General features: G+C 71.5%; 20 protein-coding genes. 4 read left to right on the plus strand and 16 right to left on the minus strand.

What is annotated here, in order from left to right:
• Positions 1 to 68: 68 nt before the first annotated feature.
• From orn to AB0M16_RS07335, 3 genes are all read right to left on the minus strand, one after another.
• Positions 69 to 680 (minus strand): oligoribonuclease, encoded by a 612-nt coding sequence (gene orn / locus AB0M16_RS07325; protein WP_365339769.1) that lies wholly within the window; start codon positions 678 to 680, stop codon positions 69 to 71.
• A gap of 116 nt (positions 681 to 796) precedes the next feature.
• Complete coding sequence (locus AB0M16_RS07330) at positions 797 to 1,966, minus strand: helix-turn-helix domain-containing protein (protein WP_365339771.1); 1,170 nt, start codon at positions 1,964 to 1,966, stop codon at positions 797 to 799.
• A gap of 307 nt (positions 1,967 to 2,273) precedes the next feature.
• Entirely contained in the window at positions 2,274 to 2,768 is a 495-nt protein-coding gene (locus AB0M16_RS07335) for a hypothetical protein (RefSeq protein ID WP_365339773.1), read from the minus strand.
• A gap of 324 nt (positions 2,769 to 3,092) precedes the next feature.
• Between AB0M16_RS07335 and AB0M16_RS07340 the strand changes: the two genes are divergently transcribed.
• Together AB0M16_RS07340 and AB0M16_RS07345 are read left to right on the plus strand one after the other, a co-directional pair.
• Positions 3,093 to 3,614: a universal stress protein gene (locus tag AB0M16_RS07340; RefSeq protein ID WP_365339775.1), complete on the plus strand. Its 522-nt coding sequence runs from the start codon at positions 3,093 to 3,095 to the stop codon at positions 3,612 to 3,614.
• A gap of 170 nt (positions 3,615 to 3,784) precedes the next feature.
• Entirely contained in the window at positions 3,785 to 4,348 is a 564-nt protein-coding gene (locus AB0M16_RS07345) for a GPR1/FUN34/YaaH family transporter (protein WP_365339777.1), read from the plus strand.
• Between the two features lie 148 nt (positions 4,349 to 4,496).
• Here the strand turns inward: AB0M16_RS07345 and glmS are convergent, their stop codons facing one another.
• Together glmS and AB0M16_RS07355 are read right to left on the minus strand one after the other, a co-directional pair.
• Positions 4,497 to 6,314: a glutamine--fructose-6-phosphate transaminase (isomerizing) gene (glmS, locus tag AB0M16_RS07350; protein ID WP_365339778.1), complete on the minus strand. Its 1,818-nt coding sequence runs from the start codon at positions 6,312 to 6,314 to the stop codon at positions 4,497 to 4,499.
• Positions 6,315 to 6,347: 33 nt separating this feature from the next.
• Positions 6,348 to 6,623, minus strand: coding sequence for a hypothetical protein (locus tag AB0M16_RS07355; RefSeq protein ID WP_365339780.1), 276 nt, complete (start codon positions 6,621 to 6,623; stop codon positions 6,348 to 6,350).
• A 273-nt stretch (positions 6,624 to 6,896) separates the two neighbouring features.
• On the opposite strand from AB0M16_RS07355, the gene AB0M16_RS07360 reads away from it, so the two are divergent.
• Positions 6,897 to 7,865, plus strand: a complete 969-nt coding sequence (locus AB0M16_RS07360) for a hypothetical protein (protein ID WP_365339782.1) — start codon at positions 6,897 to 6,899, stop codon at positions 7,863 to 7,865.
• Here AB0M16_RS07360 and AB0M16_RS07365 read toward each other — a convergent pair.
• The 11 genes from AB0M16_RS07365 to AB0M16_RS07415 all read right to left on the minus strand — a co-directional run bounded on the left by AB0M16_RS07365 (position 7,858) and on the right by AB0M16_RS07415 (position 21,761).
• On the minus strand, positions 7,858 to 8,433 hold the full coding sequence (locus tag AB0M16_RS07365) for a hypothetical protein (RefSeq protein WP_365339784.1): 576 nt from the start codon (positions 8,431 to 8,433) through the stop codon (positions 7,858 to 7,860). The genes AB0M16_RS07360 and AB0M16_RS07365 overlap by 8 nt on opposite strands.
• Positions 8,434 to 8,580: 147 nt before the next feature.
• Positions 8,581 to 10,365: an IucA/IucC family siderophore biosynthesis protein gene (locus tag AB0M16_RS07370; protein ID WP_365339786.1), complete on the minus strand. Its 1,785-nt coding sequence runs from the start codon at positions 10,363 to 10,365 to the stop codon at positions 8,581 to 8,583.
• Positions 10,362 to 10,898: a GNAT family N-acetyltransferase gene (locus AB0M16_RS07375; RefSeq protein ID WP_365339787.1), complete on the minus strand. Its 537-nt coding sequence runs from the start codon at positions 10,896 to 10,898 to the stop codon at positions 10,362 to 10,364. The genes AB0M16_RS07370 and AB0M16_RS07375 overlap by 4 nt, the downstream gene beginning before the upstream one ends.
• Positions 10,895 to 12,178: a lysine N(6)-hydroxylase/L-ornithine N(5)-oxygenase family protein gene (locus AB0M16_RS07380; protein ID WP_365339789.1), complete on the minus strand. Its 1,284-nt coding sequence runs from the start codon at positions 12,176 to 12,178 to the stop codon at positions 10,895 to 10,897. Before AB0M16_RS07380 ends, AB0M16_RS07375 begins: the two co-directional genes overlap by 4 nt.
• Complete coding sequence (locus AB0M16_RS07385; RefSeq protein WP_365339791.1) at positions 12,165 to 13,643, minus strand: aspartate aminotransferase family protein; 1,479 nt, start codon at positions 13,641 to 13,643, stop codon at positions 12,165 to 12,167. Before AB0M16_RS07385 ends, AB0M16_RS07380 begins: the two co-directional genes overlap by 14 nt.
• Before the next feature lie 284 nt (positions 13,644 to 13,927).
• The gene (locus AB0M16_RS07390) at positions 13,928 to 14,779 is read right to left on the minus strand and encodes a siderophore-interacting protein (protein WP_365339793.1); all 852 of its coding nucleotides are present in this window, start codon (positions 14,777 to 14,779) and stop codon (positions 13,928 to 13,930) included.
• A gap of 3 nt (positions 14,780 to 14,782) precedes the next feature.
• Entirely contained in the window at positions 14,783 to 15,832 is a 1,050-nt protein-coding gene (locus tag AB0M16_RS07395; RefSeq protein WP_365339795.1) for an ABC transporter substrate-binding protein, read from the minus strand.
• Positions 15,833 to 16,001: 169 nt separating this feature from the next.
• Positions 16,002 to 17,162, minus strand: coding sequence for an acyl-CoA dehydrogenase family protein (locus tag AB0M16_RS07400; RefSeq protein WP_365339797.1), 1,161 nt, complete (start codon positions 17,160 to 17,162; stop codon positions 16,002 to 16,004).
• 2 nt (positions 17,163 to 17,164) lie between these two features.
• Positions 17,165 to 18,100 carry a hydroxymethylglutaryl-CoA lyase gene (locus AB0M16_RS07405; protein ID WP_365339799.1) on the minus strand — a complete coding sequence of 312 codons (936 nt, stop codon included), beginning with the start codon at positions 18,098 to 18,100 and terminating at the stop codon, positions 17,165 to 17,167.
• Positions 18,097 to 20,133, minus strand: coding sequence for a biotin carboxylase N-terminal domain-containing protein (locus AB0M16_RS07410; RefSeq protein ID WP_365339801.1), 2,037 nt, complete (start codon positions 20,131 to 20,133; stop codon positions 18,097 to 18,099). The genes AB0M16_RS07405 and AB0M16_RS07410 overlap by 4 nt, the downstream gene beginning before the upstream one ends.
• Positions 20,134 to 20,153: 20 nt before the next feature.
• Positions 20,154 to 21,761 carry a carboxyl transferase domain-containing protein gene (locus AB0M16_RS07415; RefSeq protein WP_365339803.1) on the minus strand — a complete coding sequence of 536 codons (1,608 nt, stop codon included), beginning with the start codon at positions 21,759 to 21,761 and terminating at the stop codon, positions 20,154 to 20,156.
• 100 nt (positions 21,762 to 21,861) lie between these two features.
• On the opposite strand from AB0M16_RS07415, the gene AB0M16_RS07420 reads away from it, so the two are divergent.
• Positions 21,862 to 22,476 carry a TetR/AcrR family transcriptional regulator gene (locus tag AB0M16_RS07420; protein ID WP_365339805.1) on the plus strand — a complete coding sequence of 205 codons (615 nt, stop codon included), beginning with the start codon at positions 21,862 to 21,864 and terminating at the stop codon, positions 22,474 to 22,476.
• The last annotated feature ends 29 nt before the right edge of the window (positions 22,477 to 22,505 follow it).

Below are 22,505 nucleotides of genomic sequence, written 5' to 3' on the forward strand. Positions count from 1 at the left end.
TACAGGGTCTGAGGGGGTGCTCGCGCACACGTTTTCCCCGAGGGGTCCGTGAGCGCGAGCGGCGTGCCTCAGAGCTGCTTGTCCTCCGTGACGACGTGCCTGGCCGCGATCTCCTTCGCGGTCTCCGAGTCGGGGCCGGGCTGCGGGACGAAGACGGCCTCGCGGTAGTAGCGGAGCTCGGCGATGGACTCGCGGATGTCGGCGAGCGCGCGGTGGTTGCCGTTCTTCTCCGGACTGTTGAAGTACGCCCTCGGGTACCAGCGGCGGGCCAGCTCCTTGACCGAGGAGACATCGACGATCCGGTAGTGGAGGTGCTTCTCCAGGGCCGGCATGTCCCGGGCGAGGAAGCCGCGGTCGGTGGAGACCGAGTTCCCGCACAGGGGGGCCTTCCCGGGCTCCTTCACGTGCTCGCGCACGTAGGCGAGGACCTGGGCCTCGGCGTCGGCGAGGGTGGTGCCCTCGGCGAGCGCGTCGAGCAGACCGGAGGCCGTGTGCATCTGGCGCACGATCTCGGGCATGGTCTCCAGGGCCGAGTCCGGCGGGCGGATCACGATGTCCACGCCTTCGCCGAGCACGTTCAGTTCCGAGTCGGTGACCAGCGCGGCCACCTCGATGAGTGCGTCGTCCGTCAGCGAGAGCCCGGTCATCTCGCAGTCGATCCACACCATGCGATCGTTCATGCGTCCTACCTTATGGCCCCCGGTGCGCCGGGGGCACGGGATGGCCGAAGGGCCCCCGGGGAGGTGTCCTCGGAGGCCCTTCGGTTTCTCGGAGCGCGGCTTGTGGCGCGCGGTCTCTACGGGGCCATGCGCTGGCCCGGAAGGGCCGGCCGGCCCGGGGCGAAGGCGTCCGACACGGGCTTGCCGTGCTCCAGCGGGTGCCCGGGGCGCCGCGGCATCCCCTGGACCTGGGCCGGGACGACCGAGTCGAGCACCGCCGTCGCGCTCTCGCTCTGCGGTCGCCGGGCCCGGTACGCGGCCCGGTAGGCGGCCGGAGAGGAGCCCAGCTGGCGCCGGAAGTGCCCGCGCAGGGCCACCGGCGAGCGGAAGCCGCACCGTCCGGCGACCTCGTCGACCGAGTAGTCGGAGGTCTCCAGGAGCCGCTGTGCCTGGAGCACCCGCTGGGTGATCAGCCACTGCAGCGGCGCGGAGCCGGTCAGCGAGCGGAAGCGGCGGTCGAAGGTCCGCCGTGACATGTACGCGCGGGCGGCCAGGGTCTCCACGTCGAACTGCTCGTGGAGGTGCTCCAGCGCCCAGGCGACGACCTCGGCCAGCGGGTCGGCGCCGATCTCCTCGGGTAAAGACCTGTCGAGGTAGCGCTCCTGACCGCCGCTGCGCCGCGGCGGGACGACCAGCCGGCGCGCCAGGGCGCCCGCGGCCTCCGTGCCGTGGTCGGTCCGCACGATGTGCAGACAGAGGTCGATTCCGGCCGCCGTGCCGGCGGAGGTCAGCACGTCGCCGTCGTCGACGAAGAGCTCCCGCGGGTCCACGTGGACCGACGGATAGCGCTTGGCGAGCGTCGGCGCGTACATCCAGTGCGTCGTCGCCGGGCGTCCGTCGAGCAGGCCGGCCGCGGCGAGGACGAACGCCCCGGTGCACAGGCCGACGATGCGCGCGCCCTCCTCGTGCGCCCGGCGGAGCGCTTCGAGCGCCTCCGGGGGCGGCGGCGAGGTGATCGAGCGCCAGGCCGGCACGACGACGGTGCCGGCGCGGCTGATCGCTTCCAGGCCGTACGGTGCGGTGAGTTCGAGCCCGCCTGTGGTCCGCAGGGGGCCTTCCTCGCCGGCGCACACCAGCAGCCGGTAGCGCGGCACCCCCGCGTCCTGGCGGTCGATGCCGAAAACGGAGAGCGGGATGGAGCTCTCGAAGATGGGGCCACCGCTGAACAGCAGTACCGCGACGACTTCTCGGCGGCGGCGCCCGGACAGCTTCCGTGCCGCCTCCGGTGCGGCAGAGTCCTGGCTCATGACGCTAAGCCCCCCTCGGTGTTGGCGTCTCCCTGGTCGTGTCGCTGTGCCACGTTTCCCCTCGGTTTTGCACGAGACCCCAGTCTTCGGTATCCATGATCGAATCTACTGTGTCCCGTGGCGCCGGCGTGACAAGTTCTCCTTCCGGCACATTGTCGACATGGCCACTTGGCGTGAAGCGTTCGATCGTGAAGCGCAGTCCAGGGCGGCGATGCCTGGAACTACGCGGGTTGAGCAGTGTTCGGGCGGCGACTCGCCGGGGGCGGGAACTTGGCTGAAAACATACGGGATCGGCTGTGCGACCCTGTCAACTCCGCGAGTGGTCCACGGCTGCGCGCGACCGGTTGCGGCCCTCCCGGGCCTCGGCGCGCAGCCCGCGCTCGGACCGGCGCAGCAGCACCCGGCAGGCTGCCGTGACCGCGGCGAGGGCCACCGCCGCGCCGGCCGCCCCGCCCACCGACGTCCCGTAGCCGAGCAGTACGACCGGGACGAGCACGCAGCAGAAGACCGCCCACCGCACCACGTCGCTCGCCGCGTCGGGGCCCGGGCCGCCCGGCGCCCCGCGCCCGGCCGGCCCGGCCGGTGCGGTCGGGTCGGCCGGAGCGCCCGCCGGCTCCGGCGCCCTGCGGCGCCCCCGCCCGCCCGGGGGCCGGGCCGCCGGGGCGGCGCCGGGCGGCACCACGACGGCGGTGACGGTCTCGGCGGAGGCGAGGGCCGCGGCGGAGGCGGAGGCGGTGCGGGCGGCGGAGGCGGTGCGGCGGGTGGTGCGGCGGGTGGTCTCTGCGGGTGACGGTGCGGGCACGGGCGGACTCCCTGCGACGGTGGCGTGACCTGTGGCAACGAGGAGCGGAACGTTCCGGTCACTGCGCGCACCGTCCGTTTGGCCCCCGTACGGACACCTGTAGGGCACATCCGGCATTGCGCGACGGCGCGGGGCTCGTGCATGCTCCCTGGAACGCCGTACGGACACCGCTCCGGACGCCTCTGGGCACGAGAGGAGTGTCGCCGTACCCTTGGGGGTATGGGCTTGGGAAGATGATTCCCGGACACAGCTCCGCCGCCAACCGTTGTTCCGCTCCCCGTCCTTTCCGTCCCTCTCAAGAGGACCTTCTTCGCCGAGACACCGATGGCCGGTCACGAATTCCCCGAACCCGCGGACCGCAAGCGCGTCGCCGACTCCACGGTCGACCCCCTCGCGGTGGAACAGCCACGCCACGCCTGCGACCCGGCCTTCCGGCACGGTGTCGTGGTCGGCTTCGACGGCTCCACGTCCAGTGAGCGCGCCCTCGCCTACGCCATCGGCATGGCCCGCCGCTCCGGCTCCGGCCTGATCATCGTGCACGTCGCCAACCGGCTGCCCACCACGGTCTGGGCCGGCTGCGAGCCGCCGGTCTTCGTCGACGTGCCGGACCACCGCACCGAGGTCCTCGGCCTGGAGCTGGCCTGCGCGGACCACCTCTCCGAGGTGCCCTGGATCCTCGTCGAGCGCGGCGGCGACATCTGTCACGAGCTGGAGGAGGTCGGCCGGGAGTACTCGGCCGACGCGATCGTGGTCGGCGGGACGCACGGCATCGTGGGCCGGATCTTCGGGTCGGTGGCCGGGCGCCTCGCGAAGCGCGCGCAGCGGCCCGTGGTCGTCATCCCGTAACACCGGCTCCCGGCCGTCGCTCCCGCAACAGCGGTCGCTGCTTCAACTCCCTTGATCCGGCCATAATTTCGGCCTTCCTCAGGTGAATTGTGCGCTTGTGAAGGGTACATAAAAGTCACCGGAACAAAGTGACCCAAGCAGCACAACTGCACACCTGAAGGGAGCCCGCCGTGTCCAACGAAGCCGCCGCGGGAAACACCACCTCCACTCTCGGACACCTCGCACTCGGACTGACCCTGCTCGCCTTCGGCGTCGGCTCGACAGGCGTCATCGACCACGTCGGCAGCGCCGACGCCGCCGGGCTCGCGACCTGGGTCGGCGGAGTGGCCCTCTTCCTCGTCGGCCTGCTCGCCCTGCGTGCGGGCAACTCCGGTGAGGGCACGGCCTATTCGGCGCTCGGCGCCTTCTGGTTCACCTGGGGCACGGGCGTCGGCGACAGCGGTTCGGCCGAGGCCGCAGGGCTGTTCCTGCTGCTGTGGGCGCTGCTCGCGCTCACCCTGACGATGGCGTCCGGCGGCAGCGGCCTCTTCGGCCAGGGCGTGTACGGGCTGCTCTTCGTCGCCCTCCTGCTGATGGGCATCGGGGCCCTCGCGGACAACTCCGGCCTCGGCAAGGCCGGTGGCTGGGTCGCTGCCGTCGCCGGTCTCGCGGCCTGGTACGGCGCCACGGCCGCTGTCGCGGGCTGGCCGACCTCCGTGGCCCGCTCGGGCCGTGGGGCGGCCGCCGCGAGCTGATCCGCGGCACCACGCGCGGACGAGCGCGCGCACATGGAGGAGCGGCCCCCGTGCACCTGGGATGCACGGGGGCCGCTCCGGTGTCCGGCCGACCGCCGGGGGACAGGCCCGGCGGGCGGGACCTCGGGGGACAGGCCCGAGGAGCCGCCTACTCGACCGTGACGGACTTGGCCAGGTTGCGCGGCTTGTCGATGTCGCGGCCCATGGCGAGCGCCGTGTGGTAGGCGAGGAGCTGGAGCGGGATGCCCATCAGGATCGGGTCGAGCTCGTCCTCGTTCTTCGGCACGACGATGGTGTGGTCGGCCTTCTCCTGCGGCTGGTGCGCGACCGCGAGGATGCGGCCGCTGCGGGCCTTGATCTCCTCCAGGGCGGCGCGGTTCTTCTCCAGCAGGTCGTCGTCGGGGACGATGGCGACCGTCGGCAGGGCCGGCTCGATCAGGGCGAGCGGGCCGTGCTTCAGCTCGGAGGCCGGGTAGGCCTCGGCGTGGATGTAGGAGATCTCCTTCAGCTTGAGGGAGGCCTCCAGGGCGACCGGGTAGCCCCGGACACGGCCGATGAACATCATCGACTGGGCGCCCGCGTACTCCTTGGCCAGCTTCTTGATCTCGTCCTCGGTCTTGAGGATCTCCTCGATCTGGCCGGGCAGCTTGCGCAGGCCCTCGATGATCCGCTTGCCGTCGGTGACGGACAGGTCGCGGATGCGGCCGAGGTGCAGGGCGAGCAGCGCGAAGGCGACCACCGTGTTGGTGAAGCACTTGGTGGAGACGACGCAGACCTCGGGGCCCGCGTGGACGTAGACGCCCCCGTCGGCCTCGCGGGCGATGGCCGAGCCGACCACGTTGACCACGCCGAGGACCCGGGCGCCCTTGCGCTTGAGCTCCTGGACGGCGGCGAGCACGTCGTAGGTCTCGCCGGACTGGGAGACGGCGATGTAGAGGGTGTCGGGGTCGACGACCGGGTTGCGGTAGCGGAACTCGGAGGCCGGCTCGGCGTCGGCCGGGATGCGCGCCATGCCCTCGATGAGGGAGGCGCCGATGAGGCCCGCGTGGTACGAGGTGCCGCAGCCGAGGATCTTGATCCGGCGGATGGAGCGGGCCTCGCGGGCGTCCAGGTTGAGGCCGCCGAGGTGCACGGTGGAGAAGCGCTCGTCGATCCGGCCGCGCAGCACGCGGTCGACCGCGTCGGGCTGCTCGGAGATCTCCTTGTGCATGTAGGTGTCGTGGCCGCCCATGTCGTAGGAGGCGGCCTCCCACTCCACGGTCTCCGGGGTGGCGTTGGTGGACGCGCCGCTGGTCGTGTAGGTGCGGAAGTCGTCGGCCTTCAGGGTGGCCATCTCGCCGTCGTCGAGGGTGACGACCTGGCGGGTGTGGGCGACCAGGGCGGCGACGTCGGAGGCGACGAACATCTCCTTCTCGCCGATGCCGAGGACGACCGGGGAGCCGTTGCGGGCCACCACGATGCGGTCGTTGAAGTCGGCGTGCATGACGGCGATGCCGTAGGTGCCCTCGATGTGCTTGAGCGCCTCGCGGACCTTCTCCTCCAGGGAGTCGGCCTGGGAGCGGGCGATCAGGTGGGTGATGACCTCGGTGTCGGTCTCGGACGCGAAGACGACGCCCTCGGCCTCCAGCTTGGCGCGGAGCTCCTGGGCGTTGTCGACGATGCCGTTGTGGACGACGGCGACCTTGTTCTCGGGGTCGAGGTGCGGGTGGGCGTTGACGTCGCTCGGGGCGCCGTGGGTGGCCCAGCGGGTGTGCGCGATACCGGTGGTGCCGGCGAAGCGCTTGGGCACCCGGGCCTCCAGGTCGCGGACCCGGCCCTTGGCCTTCACCATCTTCAGACCGGCGGCCTTGGGGCTGGTGACGACGATGCCGGCGGAGTCGTACCCCCGGTACTCCAGGCGCTGCAGCCCTTCGAGGAGCAGCGGGGCGACGTCACGCTTGCCGATGTAGCCAACGATTCCGCACATAAAGGTGTCAACCCTCCAAGTCAGTGAGTGTGCTCAGCCGTAGACGATGCGACGCAGCTGCCGGAGCGAGAGCTCCGGCGGCGCCACGGCGCGGTGCGGCAGCTCGGCCGCGATCCGCTCGAAGATCTCCGCGTTCACCGAGCCGCCGGCCTGCAGTTCGCGGTGGCGGCGACGCACGAAGTCCTCGGTCGTCTCGTCGAAGTACGCGAGGACGTCGAGGACCACCCGGGAGGCCTCCCCGCGCTGGAGCGCGGTGCTGCGCACCAGGTGGTCGATGAGGTCGTCGTACGACGGTCGGCGATCGAGCACCCGTGAATACTGAGGGCTACCCGAGGGTCAGTGCAAGAATCCTGCCCGATTTCGGGCAGGAGAGAGCGCGATCACACCCTCGGATGGGCCGATTGGTCTACACCTCGACCCCTCGCGGGGGCGTGATGTACGCAGGGTGACCGTCCGGATGCGTACCGCTCGTCGACGCGTCGAGTTCCACCGGGCGCCGCGGGGGCCGTGGGTGCGGCCCGGAGTTAGACCAGGTGGCGCGCTCTGCGCGCGCGGCCGGGCGCCGGCGCGGAGACTGGCGGCATGCACGTGCCGCGAGGGGAGAAGTCCGCGCCGGGGCCCGCGGCGGAGCCGGAGCCTGAGCCGCGGTCGGCGACGCCGCCCAAGGTGTCCTCGTTCCTCGGTAAGGCGGCGTACGTCGTGGGGCCGGGGACCGCCGTCATCGGTCTGCTGTACTACTTCGGCAGCGTCTACACCGATGCCTACTACGCGTCCTTCGGCGTGCCGCCGGCCGATCTCCAGCTCTCCGTACAGGCCTACTTGGCCAAGAGCCCGGACGCGGTCTTCGGCCCGGTGTGGTTCCTGCTGGTCTGCGGGCTGGTCGTGCTGCTGGTGCTCGGCAGGATCGGTCACGTGCTGGCCCGCCCCGGGAACGAGCGCCGGCGCCGCACGGTGTGCTGGTGGTTCCTCGGTGTCGGCCTGGTGATGGCGATGCTGGGATTTCCGCTCTTCTTCGGATATCGGATTCCGAACCCCCTCCCCGCGAGCTGGTGGGGGACCGAATACGTCCCGATCCTCGTGGTGGCCCTGGGGGCCACCTTGGCGTTCTACGCCGTGCAGCAGCGTCTGCAGCGCAGTGCGGTCGACTCGGCCCGGCGCGACGAGACCGCCGAACGGATGTGGGCGGCGGGGGGTGCCCTGCTGATCGGGCTGCTGGCCATGAGCCTGTTCTTCGGCATGACCCGGTACGTGGCCGACTCGGGGCAGACCGATGCCTGGAGGGCCATCGAAGGGGGCCACGCGGGGAGCCTGCCCGTGGTGGTCTACTCGCGCATCCCGCTCACGCACGACGCGAAGGACATCGCGTACCGGGACGTGGGGACCGCCAAGGGCCCGTACCGGCACCAGTACACAGGATTCCGCCTGCTCGCCAAGTCTCCGTCGCGCTTCTACCTGGTCTCGTACGCCTCGCGGTACGCGGACCACCTGACGGTCGTGCTGCCCGACGACGACACCGTGCGCGTGGAGCTGACGTCGCCCGCCGTCACGTGATCTCGGGCGTGGGTTCGGATTCCGTCGGCACGATCTCGGTCTCGGTCGGGGTCGGCGGCTCGGTCGTGGGCGACACGGTCTCCGTGGGTTCGCCGCCGACGGCTTCCCCGGAGAAGGGCACGGTGAGTGTCTCGCCGTCCGAGGTCTCGACGGTCATGACTCCGCTGTAGGGCCCGGGCTCGTACGCCGTCACCTGCAGAGTGATCTCGCAGTCTTCGCCGGCGGACAGAGTGCCGGTGCACGTGCCGAGGTTCGCCGACGCGTCCGCGCTGTCGGTGTCGTCGGTGCTCGCGTCGACACCTGCGAGGGACATTTCGCCGTCGAAGTGGACGGGTACCCTCGCGTACGTCGGCTCGTTCACCTTGGCCGTCGGCACGTGGACCGGCGCGGACTGACCGCCTCCCCTCCCCGGGAAGAGCGTGGTGCCCGGCTCCGGGCTCGTCGTCGGCGCATCCGTGGTCTCCGTGGGGCCGTCCGTGCTGCCTTCGTCGCTTCCCCCGCAGGCGGTCGTCGTGGCGAGCGTCAGGGCCAGGGCCGCTCCGGCGAGACCGCGTGCGATTCGAGTCATCACCCGGCCAAGCTTCCACAGTCACGGTGCGTGGTCGAAGCGATTCGGCCGGTGCCGCAGCGTGATCGCCTGATCGGAGGGGGGAGGCGCGGGCCCTGGCGGAGGACCGTATCTCCGCCAGGGCCCCCGCCCGGTCTCGGGCTGCCGTCAGGCGAACCGCGCGATCGGGTTCACCAGGTCGCCGACGAGCTGGAGCGCCGCCGACGGGTCCGCCAGGTCGACCATCTGCTTGTTGTTGCGCAGCTGGAGGCGGTTGAGCGCGGACAGCGCGAAGGTCTCCGCGAACATGTCGTACTGCGCGAAGCGGTCCGCGAGCTCCGGCTTCGACTCCTGGTAGCGCTTCACGCACTCCGCGACCGCGCGCCAGAAGTCGTCCTCGCCCACCACGCCCTCGGCGGCCAGCGTGGCGCCGAGGAAGCGCAGGAAGCAGTCGAAGACGTCCGTGAAGACGGACAGCAGCTTCATGTCCTCGGGGACCTCGGCGCGGATCCGCTCCACGGCCGGCGGGAGCACCGCGTCCGGGTCCATGACGCAGATCTCCTCGGCGATGTCCTTGAAGATCGCCCGGGAGACTGCGCCGCGCTCGTCGAGGACCAGGATCACGTTCTCGCCGTGCGGCATGTAGACCAGGTCGTAGGCGTAGAAACAGTGCAGCACCGGCAGCAGGTACGCGTCGAGGTAGCGGCGCAGCCACTCCGCCGGAGCGAGGCCCGACTCCTTGATCAGGGCGCCCGCGAAGGACGCGCCCGCGTGGTCGAGGTGGAGCAGCGAGGCCATCGTGGCCAGCCGCTCGCCCTCGGCGAGGGACGGCACCGGGGACTCGCGCCACAGGGCGGCCAGCATCTTGCGGTAGGGCGAGTAGCGGTCGGTGGCCGCCTCGTACTCCAGGTGTCGGTAGCCGACCGCCGCGCGCTCGCGGATGATCGAGAACCGGGCCGCCTTGAGGACGGAGTCCGCCTCGATGAGACCGGCCAGCCAGTCGTTGATCGCGGGCGTGGCCTCCATGTAGGCGGCCGAGAGACCCCGCATGAAGCCCATGTTGAGGACGGACAGGGCCGTCTTCACGTAGTGCTTGGCCGGGTCGGCGGTGTTGAAGAAGGTACGGATGGACTGCTGCGCCAGGTAGGCGTCGGCGCCCTCGCCCAGGTACACCAGGCGCTCCTGGGCGACCTCGGCGGCGAAGGTGACGGACAGCTTGTTCCACCACTGCCAGGGGTGGACCGGCACGAGCAGGTAGTCGGCGAGGTCCAGGCCGCGGGCGGCGAGGGTCGCGGCGAAGCCGTCGACGGCCGCGTCGCCGAGCTCGGCGCGGACGAAGGTCTCGTAGTCGATCCCGGCGCCCGCGGTGAAGGTGGTGCGGTCGCGGTGCGCGGCCAGCCACACCAGGTGCACCGGGGCGGCCGCCTCCGGGGCGTAGGCGCGGAACTCGTCGACGCCGAAACCGAGCCGCCCGTTGTTGGCGACGAAGCAGGGGTGGCCCTCGGTCATCCCGGTCTCGATCGCCTGGAAGTCCGCGCGGGCCAGCTCCGCGGCCGTGACGCGCGGTTTGGTCGCCTTGAAGGCCGTGCCGGACAGGGTGGAGGAGATCTCCTCCAGGTACACCGGCAGGATCTCGTCGCTCAGACCGAGCGAACCGCGCAGCTCGGTGATGAACTGCAGGGCGTCCAGCGGGAGCTGCTCGCTGCCGCGGTGCCGGCTGATGGACTCCGGGTAGACCTGCCAGTGGTCGAGGGCGAACCGGTCCGCGGTGAAGCGGTACTCGGTGCGGCCGTCGTCGCTGAGCACCCGGTAGCGGCCCTCGCCCAGCTCCTGCGGGTCGAGCAGGCGCTCGTGGGTGAACTCGGCGAGGCCCTTGCGGATCAGCGCCCGGTTGGCGTCGGCCCAGCGGGCCGGGGTCAGATGGGCGACGGCGTCGGCGGTCCTGGTGCTCATGCGGCGGCTCCCACGGCGGCCTCGAACTGCGCGCGGGTGCAGAAGCTCAGCAGCGCCTTCTTCTCGGGCTTCTGGATCTCGCGCTCGGGCACGAAGCCGACGGCCTCGTTGAGCGCGTGGACGGCCGTGTTGCGGACGTCGGGCTCGACGACCACGCGGGTGGTGGCCGGGTCGGCGAACAGCTCGCGCATGACGGCGGTGATCACCGTGCGGGTGAAGCCGTGCACGGGGGAGTCGGTGGGCGCGACGAGGAAGTGCATGCCGACGTCGCCGGGCTGCGGCTCGTACAGGCCGACGAGCTCCGCTTTCGCGGGGTCGTAGCGCTCCATCAGGAACGCCGGCGCACCGTCCACGAGACCGATGAAGGCGTCGTGGTGCGGGTTCGCGGCGATCGCCATGTACTCGCGCTCGACGTCCTGGAGCTGGAAGCCCTGCATCATCCAGTAGGTCGCCTTGGGGTCGGTGACCCAGGGGTGGATCAGCTCGGCGTCCCGCAGCGGATCGAGCGGGCGTATGTGGACGGTGGCGGTCATACGGCGAACTCCTGGAACGCGATGGTCTTCTCGACGGGGTAGTACTCGGAGCCCAGCATCTCGCCGATGATGTAGGCGTTGCGGTACGCCCCCATGCCCAGGTCGGGCGAGGTGATCGAGTGGGTGTGCACACCGGCGTTCTGCAGGAAGACCGCGCGGCCGGTGGTGTCGACCGAGTAGTTGCGGGCCACGTCGAAGCGGCCCTGGGAGTCCCAGCGGAGGCGGTCGCGGAGCGGCTCCAGGAAGGCGGGGACGGCGTACTTGTAGCCGGTGGCGAGGATCAGGCCGTCGGTCTCCAGCCGGAAGTCCTTCTCCTGCTCCTCCTGGCGGAAGCCCAGCGTGTAGCTGCCGGTCGTCCCGTCGTACGAGGCCGAGGTCAGCGCGGAGTTGGTGAGCAGCCGGGTGGGGACCGGGCCGGCCAGGTTCTTCTGGTAGAGCAGGTCGAAGATCGCGTCGATGAGCTCGCCGTCGATGCCCTTGAAGAGCCCCTTCTGCTGGGTCTCCAGGCGGTAGCGGGTCTGCTCGGGGAGGGCGTGGAAGTAGTCCACGTACTCCGGCGAGGTCATCTCCAGGGTGAGCTTGGTGTACTCCAGCGGGAAGAAGCGCGGGGAGCGGGTCACCCAGTTGAGCCGGTAGCCGTGGACGTCGATCTCGCTGAGGAGGTCGTAGTAGATCTCGGCGGCGCTCTGGCCGCTGCCGACCAGGGTGATGGACTTCTTCTTCTGGAGCTCCTCCTTGTTCGGGAGGTAGCGCGAGTTGTGGATGAGGTCGCCGCCGAGGCCCTGGCAGGACTCGGGGACGTACGGCGGGGTGCCGGTGCCGAGCACGATCCGGTGGGCCCGGAACGTTTCTCCGGCCTCGGTGGTCACCACGTACAGCTCGGCGTCCTCGTCGTACGAGACGGCCGAGACGGTCGTGCCGAAGCGGATCGAGGAGAGCTTCCCGGCGGCCCAGCGGCAGTAGTCGTTGTACTCCGTCCGCAGCGGATAGAAGTTCTCGCGGATGTAGAACGCGTACAGCCGGCCCTTCTCCTTCAGGTAGTTGAGGAAGGAGTACGGCGAGGTGGGGTCGGCGAGGGTGACGAGGTCCGACATGAACGGGGTCTGGAGGTGGGCGCCCTCCAGGAACATGCCGGAGTGCCACTCGAAGTCCGGCTTGGACTCCAGGAAGAGGCCGTTCAGCTCGTCGATCGGCTCGGTCAGGCAGGCCAGGCCGAGGTTGAACGGACCGAGCCCGATGCCGATGAAGTCGTGCGGCTGAGTCGTCTCAGGCGTGGACAAGGTTCTCTCCCAGGTACTGCTCGGCGTAGCCGGCGATCAGGTCGAGGACGGCGGCGATGTCGGCCACGGTCGTCTCGGGGTTGAGCAAGGTGAACTTGAGGTACTGCTTGCCGTCGACCTTCGTGCCGGCGACCGCGGCCTCGCCGGAGGCGAACAGGGCCTTGCGGGCGTAGAGGTTGGCGCGGTCGATCTCGGCGGGCGAGGTGACGGCCTCGGGGATGTAGCGGTAGACGAGCGTGGACAGCTGCGGCGCGACGACCACGTCGTAGCGCGGGTCGGCGGCGAGCAGCTCGAAGCCGGCCCGGGCCAGGTCGCAGACCTCGTCGAAGAGCTCCCCGACGCCGTCGGCGCCCATGACGCGCAGGGTCATCCACAGTTTGAGGGCGTCGAAGCGGCGGGTGGTCTGGAGCGACTTGTCGACCTGGTTGGGGATCTGCCCGGCGATCGTCATGGGGGTCCCCCCTGCTCGAGCGGAGCCGAGAGCTTGGGGGAGCGGGTTGAGGTAGTCCGCGTGGTAGGTGGCGTGCCGCAGCGTGGCCCCGTCGCGGACCAGGACGGCCGAGGAACTCACCGGCTGGAAGAAGGACTTGTGGTAGTCGACGGTGACGGAGTCGGCCCGCTCGATGCCGTCCAGGAGGTGGCGGCGGGTCGGCGAGGCGAGCAGGCCGCAGCCGTAGGCCGCGTCCACGTGCATCCAGGCGCCGTACTCGGCGGCCAGGGCGGCGATCTCGGGCAGCGGGTCGATGGAGCCGAAGTCGGTGGTGCCGGCGGTGGCGACGATCGCCATCGGGATCAGGCCCTCGGCGCGGCAGGTCTCCAGCTCGGCGGCGAGGACCACGGACTGCATGCGGCGGTCGCGGTCGACCGGGATCGAGATGACGGCGTCGCGGCCGAGGCCGAGCAGGGTGGCCGACTTCTGGACGCTGAAGTGGCTGCACTCGGAGGAGAAGATCCGCAGTTTCGTCAGGTCCCCGGCGCCGGCCTCCTCGCGGGCGAGCAGCAGCGCCTGGAGGTTGGACTGGGTGCCGCCGCTGGTGAACACGCCGTCGGCGAGCGGGCCGAGGCCGATCCGGCCGGCGGTCCAGTCGATGAGCTTGCGCTCGATGAGGGTGCCGCCGGCGCTCTGGTCCCAGGTGTCGAGCGAGGAGTTGACGGCGGAGAGCACCGCCTCGCCGAGGACGGCGGGGATGACCACCGGGCAGTTGAGGTGGGCCAGGTAGCGCGGGTGGTGGAAGTAGACCGCGTCGCGGAGGTAGACGTCCTCCAGCTCGTCGAGGGCCGCGGAGGCGTCGCCGAGCGGCCGGTCGAGGTCGACGGCGTCGACGACGGGGGCGAGTTCGGCGGGGGTGACGCCGGTGAACGGGCCGCGTGTCGTGGCGAGTTTCCTCGCGACCCGCTCGACTCCTTCGTTGACGGAGCGTCGATATGACTCCGCCGTCGCGGCGTTGAGCAGGTGGGAGCGCATGTGGGGCCCTTCCGGGTGTGGGGGACACGGTCGGTCGACGTTGTGTAAGTAAGGTTAGCCTAACCTTACTTCGCACACAACAACGGCCCCTCGGCCCGTAAGGGTCGAGGGGCCGTCGGCCCTGTGGGGGGATCTGGGGGGACCGTGGTCCGTCCGGCCCGGGTGGTGGTGCCGTTGAGGGCGGCGGTACGGGCCCGGGTCGTGGTTCCGGTGGCGCGGGCCGGTCCCGGTCCCGGCGCGGCGGGGTCCGGGGCGGAAGCTCGCGGGCGGGTTGCGGAGGGGTGCTACGCCTCTTCCTGCGTCTCGTCCGGGACCTCGCGCAGGGCGTCCTCGGACAGGCCCTTGCGCCAGTAGCCCACGAACGTGACCCGCCGCTTGTCGATCCCGCGCTCGCGCACGAAGTGCCTGCGCAGTGCCTTCACGGCACCGGACTCGCCCGCGATCCAGACGTACGGGTCCGTGCCGGGCAGCTCGGCGCCCGCGATCGCCTCGACGGCGGACGGCGCGCCCTCCTCGCGGACCAGCCAGGTGACGGTCGCGTCGGCCTCCGTCGCCAGCTCCATGCGGTCGCCGGAGTAGGGGACTTCGAGGTAGACGTGGGCGCGGGTCTCGGCCGGCAGCCACTCCAGGATCGCCGACACGGCCGGCAGGGCCGTCTCGTCGCCCCAGACGAGGACGGAGTCGGCGTCCTCGGGGAGCCGGAAGCGCACACCCGTGTTGTCGGACACGGCCGGGCCGAGCACGACCACCCGGTCCCCGGCCTTCGCGTGCTGGGCCCAGCGGCAGGCGGGGCCGCCGTCCTCGTGCACCGCGAAGTCGATGTCGACCTCGGCCACCGGCTCGGTGCGCTGCGCGCGCACGGTGTACGAGCGCATCACGGCCCGCTCGTCGTGCGGCATGGCCCGGTAGGCGCCCAGGATCGCGTACATGTCCGGGTCGTCCAGCGGGGGCAGCACCGGGGCGTCCTGGCCGGGGTGCGGCAGGAAGAGCGAGAGCGACTGGTCGCGCCCGCCGGCGGCGAAGTTCTTCAGGTCCTCGCCGGTGAAGGTGACACGCACCAGGGACGGGCCGAGCCGCCGCGTCCGGTCGACCTGGAGGGAGAAGAACTGGAACGGGGCGGTCTCGGCGTTCGTCATGGGTCAGGACACCTTCTTGGCGTTCTCGAGGGCCTTGGCCAGGTCCTCCAGGAGCGGGGCGCACTTGGCGTACGAGTAGATCGGCTCGGTGACGCGCGGGATGACCTGGCCGGCCTTGACGGCGGGCAGCGCGGCCCAGGTGGGCTTGGCCTTCAGGGCCTCGGGCTGCAGGGCCGAGGTGCGGTTGTCCAGCATGATGATGTCGGCCTGGTACTTGTCGACGTTCTCCCAGCTCAGGCCCTCGAACCAGCCGGCCTGGTCGAGCTTGGTGGGCGTGACGATGTTGACGCCGAGCTCCTTGAAGTACAGCGTGTCGGTCGGGCGGACCGGGGTGGAGACGTAGAAGAGGTCCGGGGAGCCGGAGCCGATGAGGACCTTGATGTCCTTCTTGCCCTGCGCGGCCTTGCGGACCCGCTCGGCGGCGGCCTCGAAGCGGGCCTTGTCCGCCTTGATCTGCGCGGTCTGCACATCGGCGCCGAGCGAGGCGGCGAGGTCGGCGTGGCGCTGGAGGACGGCCGGCATGGACTTGTCGGCGGCCCACAGGGCGACGCTCGGCGCGATCTTGAGGATCTTGTCCTTCTGCTCGGCCGGGACGTACCAGAGGTCGTTCTTCTCCCACATGTCGGTGATGAGGAGCTCGGGCTGGAGCTTGAGGTACTCCTCGATCTTGAACTCGCCCCAGACGTTGCCGATGATCTTGACCTTCTTGACGTCGAGGTCGCCGGCCTGGACGTCCGGGGTCTCGGCGCCGGTCTTCGGGTCCTTGACCGTGGTCGGGCCGAAGACGCCCTTGACCTCGATGCCGAAGTCCTTGAGCGCGGCGGCGGTTCCGGTGAAGGCGACGATGTTCTTCGGGACGGACTTCGCCTCGACGGCGGTGCCGCGGTCGTCGGTGAACTTCCACGGGCCGGCCTTCTCGCCGGCCTTGGTCGAGTCGCCGCCGCCCTTGGTGTCGCTGCCGCAGGCGGCGAGCGCGGCGCCGAGCCCGAGGGCGCCGCCCGCGGCGAGCAGACCGCGACGGGTGAGGGAAGTGGCTCGGGCGGTGCTGGGCATGGCGAAGTCGCTTTCGGTACGTGCCGGGGTCGGCCTGGGCAAGTCGAAGGTAGGTTAGCCTAACCTCATCCCGATCAACAGAGGTGGGGCCGCCCCTTCGGCCCCGGGAACGAGTGAAGCCCGCCACCCCGGGTCGGGGTGACGGGCTCCGGCACGTACGGCGGAGGGATCAGGCCGGCAGGCCCAACTCCCGCGCGATCAGCATCCGCTGGACCTCGCTCGTGCCCTCGCCGATCTCCAGGATCTTGGAGTCGCGCCACATGCGGGCCACCGGATACTCGTTCATGAAGCCGTAGCCGCCGTGGATCTGGGTCGCCTCACGCGCGTTGTCGACGGCCACCGTCGACGAGTACAGCTTCGCGATCGCCGCCTCCTTCTTGAACGGCTCGCCCATCACGAGCCGCGAGGCCGCGTCGCGCCAGCCGATCCGGGCCATGTGCGCCCGCATCTCCATGTCGGCGATCTTGAACTGGACGGCCTGGTTGTCGCCGATCGGACGGCCGAAGGCGTGACGTTCCTGCGAGTACTTCACCGACTCGTCCACACAGCCCTGCGCCAGGCCCGTGGCGAGCGCCGCGATCGCGACCCGGCCCTCGTCCAGGATCCGCAGGAACTGCGCGTAGCCGCGGCCCTCCTCGCCCAGCAGGTTCTCCACCGGGACCCGCACGTCGTCGAACGCCAGCTCACGCGTGTCCGAGGCGTTCCAGCCGACCTTCGAGTAGGGCGCCGCGACCGTGAAGCCGGGAGTGCCCGAGGGGACGATGATCGAGGAGATCAGCGGCCGCCCGTCCGGCTTGCGGCCGGTGACGGCCGTGACCGTGACCAGACCGGTGATGTCGGTACCGGAGTTGGTGATGAAGCACTTCGAGCCGTTGATGACCCAGTGGTCGCCGTCGCGGACGGCGGTGGTGCGGGTGCCGCCCGCGTCCGAGCCGGCGCCCGGCTCGGTCAGACCGAAGGCGCCGAGCATCTCGCCGGCGCACAGCTTCGGCAGCCACTCCCGCTTCTGCTCCTCGGTGCCGAAGCGGTAGACGGGCATCGCGCCGAGCGAGACGCCCGCCTCCAGGGTGATGGCGACCGAGGAGTCCACCCGGGCGAGCTCCTCCAGCGCGATCCCGAGCGCCAGGTAGTCGCCGCCCATGCCGCCGTACTCCTCGGGGAACGGCAGACCGAACAGGCCCATGCGGCCCATCTCGCGGACGATCTCGTACGGGAACTCGTGCCGCTCGTAGTAGTCGCCGATCTTCGGCGCCACGACGTCGTGGGCGAACTCCTCCACCGTACGGCGGAGTTCCTCGTGCTCTTCGGAGAGCCGGTGGTCGAGGGACATGACTAGGACTCCTTGTGGGAGAGCGCGCGGACGGTGCGGGACGGACTCGGCCGCCCCAGCTGTTCGGCCATCCAGCCGCTCGTGGCGGTCAGGGCGGCCAGGTCGACCCCGGTCTCGATGCCGAGGCCCTGGAGCATCCACACCAGGTCCTCGGTCGCGAGGTTCCCGGTGGCGGACTTGGCGTACGGGCAGCCGCCGAGGCCGCCGGCGGAGGCGTCCACGGTGGTGACGCCGTGCCGGAGCGCGGCGAGCGTGTTGGACAGCGCCTGCCCGTAGGTGTCGTGGAAGTGCACGGCGAGGCGGGAGGTGGGCACCCCCGCCTCGTTCAGTGCCGTGAGCAGGGCCTGGACGTGGCCCGGGGTGGCGACGCCGATGGTGTCGCCGAGGCTCAGCTCGTCACAGCCCATGTCGGCGAGCGCCTTCGTGACCCGGACGACCTGCTCGATCGGGACGGCGCCCTCCCAGGGATCGCCGAAGCACATCGACAGGTAGCCGCGGACCGTGAGGCCGGCCTCTATGGCCCGGGTGACGACCGGCCGGAACATCGCGAGCGCCTCGTCGACGGTCCGGTTCAGGTTGGCCCGGGCGAAGGACTCGGTGGCCGAGGCGAACACGGCGACCTCGCGGGCGCCGAGGTCGAGTGCCCGGTCGAGCCCGCGCTCGTTCGGCACGAGGACCGGAAGCCGCACCGGCAGGTCGCTCACCCGCGGGAACAGCTCCTCGGCGTCGGCCAGTTGGGGCACCCACTTGGGGTGCACGAAGCTGGTCGCCTCGACGGTCGACAGGCCGGCGGCGGCGAGTCGCCGGACGAACTCGGCCTTCACATCGGTCGGGACGGCCGTCTTCTCGTTCTGCAGCCCGTCGCGGGGCCCCACTTCGTGGATCCGGACCCGCGCGGGAAGCGTGGGATCGGACACGGTCATCGGCAGGCCGCTCATGCCGCCTCCTCCTCGTCCCGCGGCGTCACCACGGCCAGGATCTGGTCCATGGCGACGGCCGTGCCGGGCGTGACGTCCAGCTCGGTGACGGTGCCGGCGTGCGGGGCGGAGATGACGTGCTCCATCTTCATCGCCTCGACGACCAGCAGACTCTGCCCGGCCTCGACCTCGTCCCCGACCGCCACCTTCACGACGGTCACGGTCCCGGGCATCGGCGCGGCCAGCGTGTCGGCCCCGCCGTGCCGGGCCCCGCTCAGGGCGGCGGCCACCGGGTCGTGGTCCAGGACGTGCCAGGAGTCGCCGTCCCGGCCCAGCCACCGCCCCTCCGGGGAGGGGACGACGGTGAAGCGGTGCGTGACGCCGTCGACGGCGAGGACAAGCGCCGCGCCGTCGGTGTCGCCGACCAGTGCCGCGGAGACCGGGGCGCCCTCGTCGCCGGAGCCGGCCCCGCCGAGCAGCAGCTCGGCGCCCGAGGCCCCGCCGCGCACGCGGACGGTCACCGGCTCGTGGCCGGGCACCCGGAAGTCCAGGGCCGTCCAGGCGGGGGTGCCGCCCAGGCGCCAGCCCGTGGGCGCGTCGAAGGGGTCCGCCCAGGCGCCGCCGGGGGCGGCCGCCGAGCGCACCGGGAAGTGGCGCAGCAGCGCCGCCGCCGCGTACACCTCCGCCGGGACCGTGCCGTCGATCAGGCTCTCCGCGTCCCGCTCGACCAGGCCCGTGTCCAGGTCGCCGGTGACGACGTCCGGGTGGGCGAGCAGACGGCGCAGGAAACCCGCGTTGGTGGGGACGCCCAGGGTGACCGTGTCGGCCAGGGCCGCGCGCAGCTTGCGCAGGGCCGTCGGCCGGTCCGGGCCGTGCACGATGACCTTCGACAGCATCGGGTCGTAGAGGGAGGAGACCTCCGTCCCCTCCGCGAGACCCGAGTCCGTGCGCACCCCCGCGCCCTGGGGCTCGTTCAGCGCGAGCACCGTGCCGCCGGACGGCAGGAAGCCGCGCGCCGGGTCCTCCGCGCAGATCCGCGCCTCGATCGCCCAGCCGTCCAGCCGGACGTCCTCCTGGGCGAAGGACAACGGCTCGCCGGCGGCGACCCGCAGCTGCCACGCCACCAGGTCCAGGCCGTCCTCCTTGATCTTTACCGCCAGCTCCGTCACCGGGTGCTCGACCTGGAGGCGGGTGTTCATCTCCATGAAGTAGTACGAGGACGGGTCGCCGCCCGGCACGATGAACTCGACCGTGCCCGCGCCGACATAGCCGCAGGAACGGGCCGCGTCGACCGCCGCCGCGCCCATCGCCGCCCGGATCTCCGGGGTGAGCAGGACGCTCGGCGCCTCCTCGATGATCTTCTGGTGGCGGCGCTGCAGCGAGCACTCGCGCTCACCCAGGTGCACCACGTTCCCGTGCGCGTCGGCGAGGACCTGGATCTCGATGTGCCGCGGACGGTCGATCCACCGCTCCACGAGCAGGGTGTCGTCGCCGAACGAGGACCGGGCCTCGCGCCGCGCCGCCGCGATCTCGTCCTCCAGGACCGCGAGGTCGCGCACCAGGCGCATGCCCTTGCCGCCGCCGCCCGCACTGGGCTTGAGCAGGACGGGCGCGCCCAGCTCGCGGGCGGCGTCGACGATGTCGGGGTCGGCGGCACCGGGGACCACGGGCACGCCCGCCGCCCGCACCGTCTCCTTCGCCCGGATCTTGTCGCCCATCAGCGAGATCGCCTCGGCGGACGGCCCGATGAAGACCAGGCCGGCCTCCGCGCAGGCCCGCGCGAAGCCCGCGTTCTCGGCGAGGAAGCCGTAGCCGGGGTGGACGGCCTGCGCGCCGGTGCGCCGGGCGGCGTCGAGCAGGGCGGGGACGGAGAGGTACGACTCCGAGGCCGCCGGCGGCCCGATCCGTACCGCCGTGTCCGCCTCCCGTACGTGCCGGGCGTCGGCGTCCGCGTCGCTGTACACGGCCACGGAGCGGACGCCCAGCTCCCGCAGGGTGCGGATGACCCGGACGGCGATCTCGCCCCGGTTGGCCACCAGGACGGTGTCGAACATGTGCTGCATCCTCTGGGTCCTCACATCCGGAAGACGCCGAACTGGGGGTCACCCAGGGGCGCGTTGGCACAGGCGGTCAGGGCGAGACCGAGCACCTGCCGGGTCTCCAGCGGGTCGATGACCCCGTCGTCCCACAGCCGGGCCGTCGCGTAGTAGGCGTTGCCCTGCGTCTCGTACTGCGCGCGGATCGGGTCCTTGAAGGCCTCTTCCTCCTCGGTGCTCCACGCGTCGCCGAGCTGGTCGCGCTTGACCGTGGCGAGGACGGACGCGGCCTGCTCGCCGCCCATGACCGAGATCTTGGCGTTCGGCCACATCCACAGGAAGCGGGGGGAGTAGGCCCGGCCGCACATCGAGTAGTTGCCCGCGCCGTACGAGCCGCCGACGACGACCGTCAGCTTCGGTACGCGGGTGGTGGCCACGGCCGTCACCATCTTGGCGCCGTGCTTGGCGATGCCGCCGTGCTCGTACGCCTTGCCCACCATGAAGCCGGTGATGTTCTGCAGGAACAGCAGCGGGATGCCGCGCTGGTCGCACAGCTCGATGAAGTGCGCGCCCTTCTGGGCGGACTCGGCGAACAGGATGCCGTTGTTGGCGACGATGCCGACCGGGTGGCCGTGGATCCGGGCGAAGCCGGTGACCAGGGTCTGCCCGTACTCCGCCTTGAACTCCTGGAAGCGGGAGGCGTCCACGATCCGCGCGATCACCTCGCGCACGTCGTACGGGGTGCGGGAGTCGACCGGCACCGCGCCGTACAGGCCCATCGGGTCGACCTTCGGCTCCTCGGCCGGCTCGACCGACCAGGGCAGCGGGCCGCGCTCGGGAAGCGTGGCGACGATGTTCCGGACGATCCGCAGGGCGTGGGCGTCGTCCTCGGCCAGGTGGTCGGTGACGCCGGAGATCCGCGAATGGACCTCGCCGCCGCCGAGCTCCTCTGCCGTCACGACCTCGCCGGTCGCCGCCTTCACCAGCGGCGGGCCGCCGAGGAAGATCGTGCCCTGGTTCCGCACGATCACGGCCTCGTCGCTCATCGCCGGGACGTACGCGCCGCCGGCCGTGCAGGAGCCCATGACCGCCGCGATCTGCGGGATGCCGGCGCCCGACATCCGGGCCTGGTTGAAGAAGATCCGGCCGAAGTGCTCGCGGTCCGGGAAGACCTCGTCCTGCATCGGCAGGAAGGCGCCGCCGGAGTCGACCAGGTAGAGGCAGGGGAGACGGTTCTCCAGCGCCACCTCCTGGGCGCGGAGGTGCTTCTTCACCGTCATCGGATAGTACGTGCCGCCCTTGACGGTCGCGTCGTTGGCGACGATCACGCACTCACGGCCGGAGACCCGGCCGATGCCCGCGATGACGCCGGCCGCCGGGGCCTGGTCGCCGTACATCCCGTTGGCCGCCAGCGGGGCCAGCTCCAGGAACGGCGAACCCGGGTCCAGCAGTGTGTCCACGCGGTCGCGCGGCAGCAGCTTGCCGCGTGCGGTGTGCCGGGCGCGGGCCTTCTCGCCGCCGCCGAGGGCGGCCGCGGCGAGCTTGGCGCGCAGGGTCGCGGCCAGCTCGTGGTGGGCCGTCTCGTTGGCCTGCCAGGCCGCCGAGGCGGGATCCGCCGCGCTCGTCAGCACAGGTGCCTGGTGCATCCGTCGAGCTCCCTTGCTCGGTCGGTCCACTCGGGTTAATGAGCGTTAACGTATGGCCTCAGGTTAACGACCGCTAACCGCGTTGTCTAGAATCGAGTGCATGACCACGACGCCGACCCGGACCGGACGGACCGACGCCCCGACGCGACGCGAGCAGATCCTCAAGGAGGCCGCGCGTCTCTTCGCCGAGCGCGGCTTCCACGGCGTGGGCGTCGACGAGATAGGAGCCGCCGTCGGCATCAGCGGCCCCGGGCTCTACCGGCACTTCCCCGGCAAGGACGCGATGCTCGCCGAGCTGCTCGTGGGCATCAGCGAGCGGCTGCTCGACGGCGGCCGGCTGCGCGTCGCCGAATCGGACGGGGACCCGCGGGCCGTCCTCGGCTCCCTCATCGACGGCCACATCGACTTCGCCCTCGACGACCGGCCGCTCATCACCCTGCACGACCGCGAGCTCGACCGCCTCAAGGACGAGGACCGCAAGCGGGTCCGGCAGCTCCAGCGGCAGTACGTCGAGCTGTGGGTCGCCGTCGTCCGCGACCTGTACCCGACGGCGGGCGAGTACGAGGTGCGGGCCGCCGTCCACGCGGTCTTCGGCCTCCTCAACTCGACCCCCCACCTGGGCGCCCCGCTGGGCCGGGGCGAGATGGAGACCCTGCTGCGCGGCCTCGCCCACGGGGCGTTCGGCGCGCTCGGCGGCGGTCAGGGCGCCGCCTAGGAGGCCGGGCCCGCCGCCCGGCAGAATGG

Source organism: Streptomyces sp. NPDC051921, assembly GCF_040680975.1.
Classification (GTDB): Bacteria; Actinomycetota; Actinomycetes; order Streptomycetales; family Streptomycetaceae; genus Streptomyces.

Excerpts from the sequence above, each read along its gene's own strand:
- AB0M16_RS07375 (WP_365339787.1), bottom strand. The coding sequence starts at position 10,898 with ATGACCGCCACCGTCCACATACGCCCGCTCGATCCGCTGCGGGACGCC.
- AB0M16_RS07370 (WP_365339786.1), bottom strand. The coding sequence starts at position 10,365 with ATGAGCACCAGGACCGCCGACGCCGTCGCCCATCTGACCCCGGCCCGC.
- orn (WP_365339769.1), bottom strand. The coding sequence starts at position 680 with ATGAACGATCGCATGGTGTGGATCGACTGCGAGATGACCGGGCTCTCG.
- glmS (WP_365339778.1), bottom strand. The coding sequence starts at position 6,314 with ATGTGCGGAATCGTTGGCTACATCGGCAAGCGTGACGTCGCCCCGCTG.
- AB0M16_RS07395 (WP_365339795.1), bottom strand. The coding sequence starts at position 15,832 with ATGCCCAGCACCGCCCGAGCCACTTCCCTCACCCGTCGCGGTCTGCTC.
- AB0M16_RS07405 (WP_365339799.1), bottom strand. The coding sequence starts at position 18,100 with ATGAGCGGCCTGCCGATGACCGTGTCCGATCCCACGCTTCCCGCGCGG.
- AB0M16_RS07415 (WP_365339803.1), bottom strand. The coding sequence starts at position 21,761 with ATGCACCAGGCACCTGTGCTGACGAGCGCGGCGGATCCCGCCTCGGCG.
- AB0M16_RS07360 (WP_365339782.1), top strand. The coding sequence starts at position 6,897 with ATGCACGTGCCGCGAGGGGAGAAGTCCGCGCCGGGGCCCGCGGCGGAG.
- AB0M16_RS07330 (WP_365339771.1), bottom strand. The coding sequence starts at position 1,966 with ATGAGCCAGGACTCTGCCGCACCGGAGGCGGCACGGAAGCTGTCCGGG.
- AB0M16_RS07420 (WP_365339805.1), top strand. The coding sequence starts at position 21,862 with ATGACCACGACGCCGACCCGGACCGGACGGACCGACGCCCCGACGCGA.
- AB0M16_RS07365 (WP_365339784.1), bottom strand. The coding sequence starts at position 8,433 with ATGACTCGAATCGCACGCGGTCTCGCCGGAGCGGCCCTGGCCCTGACG.
- AB0M16_RS07410 (WP_365339801.1), bottom strand. The coding sequence starts at position 20,133 with ATGTTCGACACCGTCCTGGTGGCCAACCGGGGCGAGATCGCCGTCCGG.
- AB0M16_RS07390 (WP_365339793.1), bottom strand. The coding sequence starts at position 14,779 with ATGACGAACGCCGAGACCGCCCCGTTCCAGTTCTTCTCCCTCCAGGTC.
- AB0M16_RS07340 (WP_365339775.1), top strand. The coding sequence starts at position 3,093 with ATGGCCGGTCACGAATTCCCCGAACCCGCGGACCGCAAGCGCGTCGCC.
- AB0M16_RS07385 (WP_365339791.1), bottom strand. The coding sequence starts at position 13,643 with ATGCGCTCCCACCTGCTCAACGCCGCGACGGCGGAGTCATATCGACGC.
- AB0M16_RS07400 (WP_365339797.1), bottom strand. The coding sequence starts at position 17,162 with ATGTCCCTCGACCACCGGCTCTCCGAAGAGCACGAGGAACTCCGCCGT.